Below are 12,112 nucleotides of genomic sequence, written 5' to 3'. Positions count from 1 at the left end.
TAACTAAATAAAACATGATAACAGGACAAATATGAATGCAACCTAAACTTGCATCACCTCACATAACAGCACTATGTTATTGCTAAAAAATCTACTCAGTCAGCGCGTTAACGCATAAGAAGAAATGCAGTTTCACTCAAGTTAAGTAGTACAAGTGACAGTATTTCTCACAAAAGATCCACAGACTAATGTTAAGCTCGGTAAATAAAGATAAAGCAAACAGACACATCAAGGAGAGTCGATGTCCCCATTTTATCAAGGTATCGCATTAATCGGACTGCTAACTTGTGCAGGGTTACAGGCAGAGGAATCTTTAATCAAAGATCGCGTTAAGGATGAATTAGCGACTTCAGAGCGTCCATTTGTAATAACGCCGCATAAAGTCAATTACATTTTACCCGCGACCTATAATCCCGAGCCGAATATGAAACCCTATGCAGGGGAGGCCACCGGAACAAACTATGAACTCGATGAAATGGAAGCTAAGTTTCAGATAAGCTTTAAGTTTCCAATTTGGTACAATGTCTTTGGTGATAATGGTCACCTATTTTTTGCCTATACTAATCAATCCTATTGGCAGGTATACAATAAGGAAATATCTTCACCCTTTCGTGAAACAAACCACGAACCCGAAATCTTTATGCTATTCAATAATGATTGGAAAATTGGCGGTGTGACAAACTCGTTTTGGGGATTGGGCGCTGTCCACCAATCTAATGGTAAAGCAGGTTTATTATCCCGTAGTTGGAACCGCATCTATGGCACGATGATCTTTGATGCTGGCCCACTGGCGTTTTCAACTAAGGTGTGGTGGCGCATTCCTGAGGATGAAAAAACAGACATCCACCAAGCCCGTGGCGATGATAATCCCAATATTGATGAGTATATTGGCAATGCCGAATTTGTTGGCGTGTATGGGATTGATGAACATAGATTCACTCTCACCGTTAAAACTAACTTTAAAGATATTGACCGAGGTTCAGCAGAGATCACTTGGAGCTATCCCATCATAGGTAACTTACGCCTTTATACTCAATACTTTAATGGCTACGGTGAAAGCCTGATCGACTATAACCATCATAATCAACGTATTGGGATCGGTGTATCGCTCAACGATATTCTCTAGGACGTGACACAGCACAAAAAACAGCCATAATTCTACGCTGACACAAACAAACTGCTGCTAAATTGCTCAAGTGCGAGCAACCTAAGGGAGCTTAATGATGATTTTTATTGCCAACAGCGGCATTTACATCGATAGTCGCACACCTTTTTAGCAGTAAGGGTCATCATGGAGGAATATGAGTTTTAGCTATCGAACGGTAATAACTTTGCTGAGCATGATTATTTGCGCGAGCCTTATCAGGCTCGCGTTTTTTGCTATTCCTGAAAAAGAACAACCCACGTTAACGACAAAAGATATTCGCCAAGATCTCTATATTCTGCTCAATCAAATTGAACAACACTCCGCATTTTATGCGTTGGATCCACAACATAATGACAACCAACTCGAACGACTTGCTGGACTGATGACTGAGCAATACCAAGATCTTGTTCCTACAGAACGGTTCGCAGCGGAGCTTACAAAACTGCTTAACGCCTTAAAAGATCCTGGTGCTCAAGTTGCGAAGGTTGACAATAGTAGCGCCGACTTACCCTTAACACTGAGACCCGTCAACGAACAATGGCTTGCCTTAGACCATAAAAATAATCCTATTAGTGCCGAGTATCCTTTTATCACCCATATTGATGGCATCCCCTTAAGTAAGTGGATTTCAGCCAGCCAAGCCTATCTGTCAGAGCCTGCAAAAAATAGCCAAGAAATGCAGCTGATTTGGCTTAAACGACTCAACCTACTGCGGGAAGACTTAGGCTTAAGCATCAAACCTTATGTGATTATTAGTTTGATAAATGATGATTTGCAGACAACGCAGGTCACTATTGCTCTGCCTCCCCCTTCTAAAACGATAGTTAAACCGATTGAAGACGACACAGAGATAAGCTTTGAACGCCTACTCACTCAACTTGATGACTTAGGGCCGACTACGGTCTCAAAACCTGACTATTCACTAGAACAGATAAATCCAACCACGGCTCGACTCAAAATAGATGACCTCTATGCTTTTGAACTCGATAAAATACAACAAGAAGAATTACGTAAAGGTATGGAGCAGCCATTACTGATTGTCGATCTCAGGCAAGCGAAGGGATTTAGTCCTAAGTTACTGACCATGCTCTCGCGTTATCAGGATATGCCCGCCATGGACATACCACCTCATTCAGCGGTCGAAAAAATCATGGGGTTTGCCCATTATCGACGCTCGCCAGAACTTAGAAACGATTATTTAAAACCGTTGAATTTTAAACCGCTTGATGAACTTGAACTAAGCCCTGCGCGACTTAACGTGTTGACACGGCGGCTACCAACTATCGATAAAAGCCGGTTTAGTCCTTGGTTTGTTCGCACCAAACCTGAAGTCCTCACCGAAGGCAATAATCGTCTTGCACTACTTGTCAGTCCCTTGTGTAAGCAAGAATGCGAGTGGATCGCCTACCGGACTAAAGCATGGTCGAGAGTGAATTTAATCGGCGAAAAAACCTCTGGGGATTTTGCCAGACAATATCAATTTACCTTGCCAAATAGTGACTTAGAGATTCGATTTAGTAGCTCTCTCACCTATGATGCTAAAGGCGAGTTGCTGTCGGGAAAAGGCACTGAGCCCGATATTTGGTTACCACAAAACAATGATATTGAATGGCAAGGACTCGTGAGTTTAGTTAAATCAGCCAAACCCAAAGCCGTAGATCCAACTAACGGTCGACAAACCAAATTAGCCCAATCTCATTAGGGCGTGTTGACGTTTCGAGATTAAATTTTGTTCGTTCTGGTAAGTTCGTGCTCGCGAAACGAGGAATGATGTGTAGTTATTCTACTCAAATGACGAGCGGCTCTTATGACAGAAAGTAAGAGCAAGGACTTGCCAGACGAACCCTTCGGGCAGCATTTGGCTGGCTTTTCTGCCGCGTTATCGTCCGTTTATGTAGAATAACTACACAGTACGGACTTTGCCTTGCATAAAAGCTAGCCTAATTGCTGCAAAAATAACCATGAGACGTCAACACGCCCTAGTAAAAAGCCAGCAATTTGCTGGCTTTAAAATGCGGTGGAGTGATAAGTTTATTTCTTATCGCTTGCCTTTGAGTTCATCACAGAGCCAAAAACCAGACCTTGTTTATTCACATCAAAGCTCATTTGCACGCGCATATTATAGTCTTTCAATGCTTGCAGCTCTTCAGGCACTGGTTCACCAGTCATTTCTAACAGCGTCAGCACTGGGGTAAACATCTTACCGTAGTCGGCTGACATGCTGTAAAGGCCATTGGCTGATGGTTTTTCGCTCGCCAGTTTATTGGCTAACGCTAAACCTTTATCGCCAGAGTAAACCACTAAGTGTTGTCCCTTAATCGCCAACATCGGTTTGATATTAAGTTCTGGCGGCAACATTAATAGTGGAGATAAATCAGTGGGTTCACCATTATCCGCGACTTGCAGTTCAGCCAACATAGGGGCAAAAGGCTTAACCATGTTGAATAACATTGAAGGATTATCAGCGGTTAAACTGATTAAGGCATCTAAACTTTCGAGTTTAGGCTCTTGATCCTGTGAACTCATCTTATAGTCGAGTAATGACACACTCAGGCCTTTAACACCATTAGCCATGCCGGTAAACATACCCAACATCGCAGGGCTTTGCTGGCTTAATTCAGCCTGTAGCTCGGCTAGAGGCGCGCAGGTCAACTGTGGCTTTTGCAGATCATCCCAAATCGCGGTGAGCGAAGGCGCTACTTCATTAACATCAATCCCAAGGCCCATCGAGAAAATAGTGCTGTTAATATCCGCTAAATGGATTGGAATAAAGCCGCGCATTTTTTGTAATGCCGTTAAAATTGCTTGGTTTTTGCTTTCAATCACAAAAGAAGCCGCCATATGGCTTTCTTTTTCAGTCGACGTGAATGCGGTTAAACCTCCCACTGTGCGCGGCCAGTTAGCCGCAATCGCGGTTAACTCAGTGCGACATTCTGGTGTACGGATTTGCGCTAACGGATCTTCACCTTGGCTTTCTTCTGCTAAGAACTTGGTGAGCTGTTTAGCTAACATATTGCCATCTTGAGAGGTTATCGCTTTAACAATCTCAACATGGTTGATAAAGCTGATGCTATCGTCCATAAAACCATGGGTTTTAATGATCTCTTGCAACATGCCAGATGCGGCTAAAGATTGGGCGGGTTTCTTCAATCCTAAAGCCATTTCCAATACTTCAGGCTCGATAGAGGAAGCCGAGAATGTGACCGTTAAAATGCCATCTTTATGGGCAAATAATAGGTCAGCTTTATCAGTTGAACCTTCTTCGGCAAACGAATAAGCACGGTAGTCAATCCCTGCTAAAGTACGCTTTTCGTGGGTATAACCACTTTCTTGTTCGGCTTTATCCAGTACAGCCCAGAATGCATCAATTTGATTAATATCTGTTTTAAGAACAGGCACTACACCTAAGGTATAAAAATAAGGCTTGATCTCATTCGGTAAACCGAAAGTCTTAAGCAATGCGGTAGGATCTTTCATTCCATCCATATATTGCTTGTAAATACTCACAAAAAACTTAGCCATTGGGCTATCCAAATCGCCTAACTGAGCTAAGGAATCAGTTGAATATTGCTGGTAATTGCTAGAAATCGATTGCAGGTAGTTTTTCAGTGGAAACGGCTTTAACTGGCCAGTAAACACAGGGGTATCGGCTGGAATATAATCTAGCAAAGGATTGGCTGAAGCACTCGAGCTACTTCCGTGTTGAGTGTACCAATAAGCACCCGCCCCCGCTGCAATAATTGCCGCAGCAATAACAATCTTTTTCATCTAAAACTCCATTTAATTACCGTCAAAGTGACAAAAATAATACCGAAAGCACTTACCTTCGGCATTTAAATACTGACCTATTGTCATTCCTTATTACATCAACATTGCAAAATCAAAAGCTTATTATAACTAATCTTGAGAACGGATAAGCTAAGAAATAACGAATAGCAAATAAGAACTCATTAATATGCAAAAATCCGCGATAATCTACCATTAAAACGTCTTTGACGCTAATCGCGGCATGTGTCAGAAGCTTCCTATTTACTGGGCGCAATCGTTCGAAACCATCCTGTTACAGAAAAGCGTGGTCGTTTTGCAAACGGCGCGACAAATGAAACAGAGTGAGGATGGTGGACATCGAATAATGCCAAATTATTAAAGGTTGGCACCCAGGTATCAGTCAGCACACCTTTAGGAGTATAAAACTGCAGCAGACCACCCCAATCAGGATGCCATTCTGGAGTAAAGCCAAAAACAAAAGCAACTTTACGACCCTCACTTTCCACAACATCATTATGTCTTGTTAAGAAATTCCCCTGAATATAACGACTCGCCTGCAGTGAGGCATAACAAATACCTTCAATACCCGTAATCGTTTGAATAAATTTAAACATGTCAGGGCTGTTAATAAAACGATGTAGCGATGTAAGTAATTCAGGTGAAGGCTTTCCATCTAAGCCTCCTACGAGATGACTTCCATATAAAAAACCAATCCCATTTGCAGCATTGTGTAATATTTTTTGCTGTAAATCTTTTTGAGCTTCAATCGGTAATTGGCGTATTTGTTGATCCGACACTCTCATTGGCTTATTGTCGACAAACATTGCATTATCAAAACTCACTTCACTATCAAGTGTGTTAGCAATGACAGCTGCGGTTTCATTCTGCCAGACGTGTTGAATATTGATTTTTGCATCTCTAGCATATTCTTCACGCAGTGAAGCCATATCTCGCTCAAAATTAAACTCAAACATCATTTATTCCTTGGCTCATTCGAACGCCTAATACTCATCAAAGATGCATAATTACAATTTAACAACAAAACCACAATCGTAAATTTATTGTGCCTCGTTAACTTTTTTGAGCGTTACATTACCTAACTGACGCATTTGCTTGCGGATCCATGCGGAACGTTGCTCAACATAGGAGGAAGGTGGTGAGACTTTATAACGCCAAGGATTAGGTAAAACTGCAGCCAATAATGAAGCCTCATAGCGGGTTAATTTCGCTGCACTCTTGCCAAAATAATGTTTAGATGCCGCTTCAGCGCCATATATCCCCGGGCCAAATTCAACAATATTAAGGTACACCTCCAAAATTCGTGCCTTATCCCAAATCAGTTCCATTAACAGGGTAAACCAAGCTTCAATTCCCTTACGAATAAAACTACGGCTCGACCACATAAAAAGGTTTTTTGCCGTTTGTTGACTTAAGGTACTGGCTCCGCGAACCTTTTTTCCCTTTTGATTGTATTCGATGGCCGAACTAATCGCGTCTAAATCAAAACCACTGTGACCAGCAAACTTTTGATCTTCTGCGGCAATCACTGCTAATTGTAGCTCAGGGGAAACTTGCTCAAGCGAGCGCCATTGATGCCTAACCTCAGTAATCGGTGCAGGCGGAAACAACGCACGCTCTATTCGCCAACTCCACATAGGAGGATCAATAAAACGAAGTAGCACAACACTTAAAATAGAGGCGAAAAATAAGCCCAAAACCAATTTGGCTAACCAAGTAAATACACGCTTAACACCAGACATCTTAGGCTTTGGAGTTGGAAGATTAACTTGGGGACGATTGACATGATCGCGCATGGCATACAAGGGGGCGGTCATTTAATTATCCTCATCAATCGCACCATTCAGACTTACTGATAGTCTAAGGGATTTACTACTTACAAGAGAATAGTAAAGTGTAAACCGATGATAGTAAGTCATAAACAACACAAAACCGAACTGAATTAATGAAGTAAAACAATTAATGGTGTGAAAAACTGGATTCAACCTCGGCAGCTTTGACTACAGCTGACCGAGGTGAAAATGACTGATTAACAAGCGCTAGCAAGCCAATCAAACTGCTGGATACTCGCGGCAGCGAGTAAGGTCTCTTGGAATATCTACCGTTTTCCGTCTCGTTATATCGCTACACAGCAAACTAAGCCCATAAATAGCGATATTCAACAACTTAACTTGGCAAAATACCGACTAATCCGTATCTGCGCAGTAAACTCCCTCAAAACCATCTACGGGAACTTTGAAATATAGCTCAGAACATTCTAATGTGCATAACTCTGTGAGTAAAAATGTACAATTTTTTTGACTATCACAAAGTCACATTAGCTAACCATATGAAAATAAACTTTATCTCATTTTGATGACGCCACAATGACAGGCAAAATATTCTAATGGCTAAACCACTTTAAAAATAAGCAAAAAGCAATAGTCGGAACATAACATAAAAAATGCCACAGGAAATACTGTGGCATTTTTCTATAGAATCAAACAATTGGCTATATTTCGTAATGCAAACCGCACTCACGTTTTAAGCCATTAAAGCGCGTTTCTTCCTCTGTCATCCCTAATTCTAAGGGTTTGCTCGAATGAGTATCCCCAACAGAAACATAACCTTGTTCCCATAAAGGATGATAAGGCAAGTCAAATTGCGTCAGATACAGATGCACATCTTTATTCGACCATTCGATAATCGGCAGCAACTTGAAGCGAGAACCATGGATAGCCAATATCGGTAACTCTTCGCGAGTGCTCGACTGGCTGCGGCGTAGTCCAGCAAACCAAGTTCCAACTTCAAGCTCGGCCAAGGCGCGCTGCATTGGCTCCACCTTATTCAGCCGATTATAACGTTCAAGACCCTCTACCCCTTGTTCCCACAATTGGCCAAAGCGCGCCTCCTGCCATGCCGAGGTAATAGGTGCTTGGTAAACCTTAAGATTTAAGGATAAACGCTCGGTAAGCTGGTCAATAAACTGATACGTCTCGGGAAATAAATAGCCAGTATCCGTTAAGATCACCGGAATATCCGATTGCACCTGACTCACCATATGCAGCATCACCGCCGCTTGGATCCCAAAACTGGATGACAGCGCGTGATTACCGGGCAAATAGGCTAAGCCCCAGAGCACTCGCTCTTGAGCCGTCAAGCCAGCTAAGAAACGATTAATGCGTTCAAGTTCTGCTTGCTGAACGCTCTTAGGCGCCGTTAGCAGCGCCGTCAATTCGCTGCTACTTACCACACTCTGCAACGCGTTCGGTAAGCCGGAACCCGTCACCCCAGAATCAAGATCAACCATGAAAATCCTTAGCGGCATCAATAACCGCCTTCACCACGCCCACGCGGACAGTGAAGTTACCAAAGGTTTCACCTGCATTTCGCTCAATCGCGTAGCGGGCAAATAATCCATCCAATTCAGCAAGAATTTCAGCCTCTTGGATATTCTCTCTGTACATCTTATTCAGTCGAGTGCCTTCAAAATTCGCCCCGAGATACAGGTTGTAGCGACCCGGCGCCTTACCCACTAAGCCAATTTCGGCGGCAAATGGGCGGGCGCAACCGTTTGGACAGCCGGTCATGCGCACCACAATGGCTTGATCGCTAATGCCATTTTTAGCCTGCAGCGCATCGATATGGTCGATAAACTCAGGGAAATAACGCTCAGCTTCCGCCATCGCCAATGGGCAGGTTGGCAAGGCCACACAGGCAATCGAATGACCGCGTGTTTGAGTCAGCACTTGGCCGAGTAAACCATATTTACGGGCAAGCCCTTCGATGGTCGCTTTATCCTCAGGCGCCACACCCGCGATAATCATATTCTGGTTTGAGGTCATACGGAAATCACCCTTGTGGATCTTAGCGATTTCACGCATGCCGGTTTGCAAACTTTTGCCAGGCATATCTTTAATACGGCCGCTTTCGATAAACAGGGTTAAATGCCATTTACCATCCACACCTTCGACCCAGCCGTAACGATCGCCGCGATCGCCAATCACTACATCGCGCTTAGGCTCAAATTTAACGCCGGCACGGGCTTCCACTTCGGCTTTAAACTTCTCATAGCCATGGTCAACGATGGTGTATTTCAGGCGTGAACGCTTACGGTTGGTACGATTACCCCAGTCACGCTGCACCGTCATCACAGCTTCGGCAAACTTCATCACATCTTCGGTTTTAATAAAACCAAAGTCATCGGCTAAGCGTGGGAAGGTTTCTACCTCTCCGTGGGTCGAGCCCATGCCGCCACCGGCGGTCAGGTTAAAACCGACTAATTCGCCATTTTCAGCCACGGCAATAAAGCCTAAATCGTTAGTGTATACATCAACATCGTTATCCGGCGGTACGGCAACGGCCATTTTAAATTTACGTGGCAAGTAGGTTTTGCCGTATACAGGTTCAACGGTTTCGTCTTCTGTGGTCAGTAACTTCTCTTCATCTAACCAAATCTCGGCGTAGGCACGAGTGTGCGGCAGCAGGTGATCAGACAGCTTTTTCGCGACTTCATAGGCCTGCGCATGCAGTTTAGATTCGACCGGATTCGGGTTACACATCACGTTACGGTTAACGTCACCACAGGCGGCGATAGAGTCGAGTGCCTCACGGTCCAAACCTTGAATAATGGTCTTAAGATTACGCTTTGGAATACCGTGGTATTGGAAGGTTTGACGGGTCGTCAAACGAATACTGTTCGAGCTGGTGAGCGTCGAAGCAATTTTGTCTACGCCTAACCATTGCTGCGGAGAACAAATACCGCCGGGTACACGGGCGCGCAACATAAAACTATATAAAGGTTCGAGTTTTTGCTCTTTACGTTCGTTACGTAAATCGCGGTCATCCTGCTGGTAGAAGCCATGAAATTTGATCAGCTGCTGATCGCCGTCACTGAAACTGCCAGTCACAGAAGAATCTAAACCTTCTTTGATGGTCCCTCGCAGGTAATCACTGTCGGTCTTTAGGTATTCGTTTAACGCTAATTTTTGCTCACTCATGGCAACTGCCTCTTAAAATTCGGTCGGCGGCAGTATCTCCGTGGATACTGCTCTCTATCTTTGGGATCGATTAATTAGTACACGTCTTTTTGGTAACGTTTATGACTGCGCAGGGTCTCGAAATATTCTTCCGCCGCCTCGCTCGACAGTCCGCCAAACTCCACCGCAACCGCTAATAAGGCTTGGTGTACGTCTTTAGCCATACGCTCGGCATCACCACAAATATAAAGATGCGCGCCGTTTTGCAGCCATTGCCACAGGGCTTGCCCCTGCTCTTTAATGCGGTGCTGCACGTAAATCTTATGGGCTTGATCCCGTGAAAATGCCACATCGATACGGGTTAAATCGCCGTTTTTCAGATACTGTTGCCACTCAGTTTGATACAGGAAGTCCTGCTCAAAATGCGGGTTGCCGAAGAATAACCAGTTATCGCCCTCAGCGCCTTGTGCCACGCGCTCCTGCATAAAGGCGCGAAACGGCGCAACCCCGGTGCCAGGACCAATCATGATGACCGGCGTTTGTGGATCTTCAGGTAAACGGAAATGCTTATTCGGTTCAACATACACTTTTACTTCGGCGCCTTCCTGCGCCGAGGCTAAGAAGTGAGAAGCACCGCCAAAACGCGTTTGCCCTTGATGTTCATCTTCCACCAATGCCACGGTTAAATGCACTTCCGTATCAACCTCACTCTGGCTCGAGGCGATGGAGTAGAGTCTTGGCGTTAATGGGCGTAATAATTCCACTAACTTGTTTGCATCGAGATTAGCGTCAGGCTTGAGCTTGTAATTAGCCACTAAGTCTGCAAACTGATGATGTAAGATAAACTGACGAACCTGCTCTTTATCTTCGCTAATAGCAAGTAGCTCAGGACTTGCGGACAACTCGGCCCAAGTTTTGACTAAACCAGGATACAACTGCGTCAGTTCTTTCTTCTCGATCAAGGCTTGCTTGAGGCTGATTGACTCATTAGCGACAGTCACCTTGGCATCGGCCGCTAACCCTAAGCCCGCCAAAATCTCATCGACTAAAGTTTCGCTATTGCTAAACCACACCCCAAGCGCATCACCGACTTCATAGCGTAAGCCTGATTCACCTAAATCAATTTCAACGTGGCGCACATCTCTGTCTGAACCGCGTCCGGTGATCTTTTGGCTCACCAACACTTCGGCACTGTAAGGGTTTTGCTTAGTAAATTCGCCCTCGCTGGCAACTTGCGCCGAAGTTGAATTAATTTCATTCAGTGCCACCACATTAGCCGTGGTTTGAATGAGTGGCTTAACCGCAGTAAGCACATCGGCGTGCCACTGTCCGGCCGCAGCCTCATAGTCCACATCACACTCAACCAACGGCAATAAGGCTTTAGCGCCTAATGCCGAAAGCCGCGCATCAAAGTCTTTACCAGTTTGGCAGAAGAACTCATAGCTCGAATCACCCAAAGCCAACACTGAGTAATGTAAGTTGTTTAATTGAGGTGCGCGTTTTGATGCTAAAAACTTATGTAATTCAATCGCATCATCCGGCGCTTCACCTTCACCATGGGTACTAACCACCAGCAATAACAAAGTTTCTTGCTTGAGCTGGCGCACATTGTATTCACCCATGGAGGCTAAATTCACGCTATAGCCCTGTGCTTTAGCCTTTTCGGCCAAGGCTTTGGCAATGCCACGACCATTGCCTGTTTGGCTGCCATAGAGAATGGTTACAGTCTGCGCTGCCTGTGTATCAGACACTGGCACTAGCTGGGCTTGATTCCCTCCCGCATTGGCTGTTGCGGCTAAATAACCACTCACCCAAGCAAGTTGCACGGCATTTAATTCCGCGGTGAGTTGTTTCAGCTTATCGACCTGTGATTGCGACAGGGGTGAAGCCAGTGATGAAAGTTCTTTTAACAACATGAAACGGCCCTATGACAGTGTAATGCTCAGCAGAGTAACGTGGTTTTAGAAAAGCAAAAAAGAATAATATTTGATTTTTAATTCCATTTTGGAATATACAAAGTGCAAAAATTAAGCTACAAAAGTGTGCACTGGTTAAAACTTTTTGATACGACCAGTGCAGAAACCACTAGCTTGAGCAATATGCGCTTGTGTCAAACCAAAGTATTGCCACAATGGTGAGGAGCCTGCTGTACAGTGACCTTTGTTGCTCGCTAAGAAGTTTGTTTTAATGCACAAATTTCATACCAAGATTGAATGCGCTA

8 protein-coding genes are annotated in these 12,112 nt (G+C 44.3%); 2 read left to right on the top strand and 6 right to left on the bottom strand.

The annotated features are described in order from the left end of the window. Positions 1-241: 241 nt before the first annotated feature. The gene (locus HG547_RS05125; protein ID WP_169547193.1) at positions 242-1,126 is read left to right on the top strand and encodes a phospholipase A; all 885 of its coding nucleotides are present in this window, start codon (positions 242-244) and stop codon (positions 1,124-1,126) included. A gap of 175 nt (positions 1,127-1,301) precedes the next feature. After that, positions 1,302-2,849: a S41 family peptidase gene (locus tag HG547_RS05120; RefSeq protein WP_047532775.1), complete on the top strand. Its 1,548-nt coding sequence runs from the start codon at positions 1,302-1,304 to the stop codon at positions 2,847-2,849. Positions 2,850-3,178: 329 nt separating this feature from the next. On the opposite strand, the gene HG547_RS05115 is transcribed toward HG547_RS05120, so the two are convergent. The 6 genes from HG547_RS05115 to HG547_RS05090 all read right to left on the bottom strand — a co-directional run bounded on the left by HG547_RS05115 (position 3,179) and on the right by HG547_RS05090 (position 11,807). Then, positions 3,179-4,915 carry a hypothetical protein gene (locus HG547_RS05115; protein ID WP_169547192.1) on the bottom strand — a complete coding sequence of 579 codons (1,737 nt, stop codon included), beginning with the start codon at positions 4,913-4,915 and terminating at the stop codon, positions 3,179-3,181. Positions 4,916-5,172: 257 nt separating this feature from the next. Next, positions 5,173-5,889 (bottom strand): 2OG-Fe(II) oxygenase family protein, encoded by a 717-nt coding sequence (locus HG547_RS05110; protein WP_169547206.1) that lies wholly within the window; start codon positions 5,887-5,889, stop codon positions 5,173-5,175. 84 nt (positions 5,890-5,973) lie between these two features. After that, positions 5,974-6,750: a monofunctional biosynthetic peptidoglycan transglycosylase gene (gene mtgA / locus HG547_RS05105; protein WP_169547191.1), complete on the bottom strand. Its 777-nt coding sequence runs from the start codon at positions 6,748-6,750 to the stop codon at positions 5,974-5,976. Positions 6,751-7,424: 674 nt separating this feature from the next. After that, on the bottom strand, positions 7,425-8,222 hold the full coding sequence (locus tag HG547_RS05100; RefSeq protein WP_169547190.1) for a phosphoadenylyl-sulfate reductase: 798 nt from the start codon (positions 8,220-8,222) through the stop codon (positions 7,425-7,427). After that, positions 8,215-9,912, bottom strand: coding sequence for an assimilatory sulfite reductase (NADPH) hemoprotein subunit (gene cysI, locus HG547_RS05095; RefSeq protein ID WP_169547189.1), 1,698 nt, complete (start codon positions 9,910-9,912; stop codon positions 8,215-8,217). Before cysI ends, HG547_RS05100 begins: the two co-directional genes overlap by 8 nt. A 74-nt stretch (positions 9,913-9,986) precedes the next feature. Then, on the bottom strand, positions 9,987-11,807 hold the full coding sequence (locus tag HG547_RS05090) for an assimilatory sulfite reductase (NADPH) flavoprotein subunit (protein ID WP_169547188.1): 1,821 nt from the start codon (positions 11,805-11,807) through the stop codon (positions 9,987-9,989). Between the last annotated feature and the right edge of the window lie 305 nt (positions 11,808-12,112).

Source organism: Shewanella sp. DNRA4, from assembly GCF_012843185.1.
Classification (GTDB): Bacteria; Pseudomonadota; Gammaproteobacteria; order Enterobacterales; family Shewanellaceae; genus Shewanella; species Shewanella xiamenensis.
The sequence above is the reverse complement of the archived record's forward strand: the minus strand, read 5'-3'. Positions and strand labels throughout refer to the sequence as shown.

Coding starts and splice junctions, on each gene's coding strand:
- HG547_RS05125 (WP_169547193.1), top strand. CDS start 242: ATGTCCCCATTTTATCAAGGTATCGCATTAATCGGACTGCTAACTTGT.
- HG547_RS05120 (WP_047532775.1), top strand. CDS start 1,302: ATGAGTTTTAGCTATCGAACGGTAATAACTTTGCTGAGCATGATTATT.
- HG547_RS05115 (WP_169547192.1), bottom strand. CDS start 4,915: ATGAAAAAGATTGTTATTGCTGCGGCAATTATTGCAGCGGGGGCGGGT.
- HG547_RS05110 (WP_169547206.1), bottom strand. CDS start 5,889: ATGTTTGAGTTTAATTTTGAGCGAGATATGGCTTCACTGCGTGAAGAA.
- mtgA (WP_169547191.1), bottom strand. CDS start 6,750: ATGACCGCCCCCTTGTATGCCATGCGCGATCATGTCAATCGTCCCCAA.
- HG547_RS05100 (WP_169547190.1), bottom strand. CDS start 8,222: ATGGTTGATCTTGATTCTGGGGTGACGGGTTCCGGCTTACCGAACGCG.
- cysI (WP_169547189.1), bottom strand. CDS start 9,912: ATGAGTGAGCAAAAATTAGCGTTAAACGAATACCTAAAGACCGACAGT.
- HG547_RS05090 (WP_169547188.1), bottom strand. CDS start 11,807: ATGTTGTTAAAAGAACTTTCATCACTGGCTTCACCCCTGTCGCAATCA.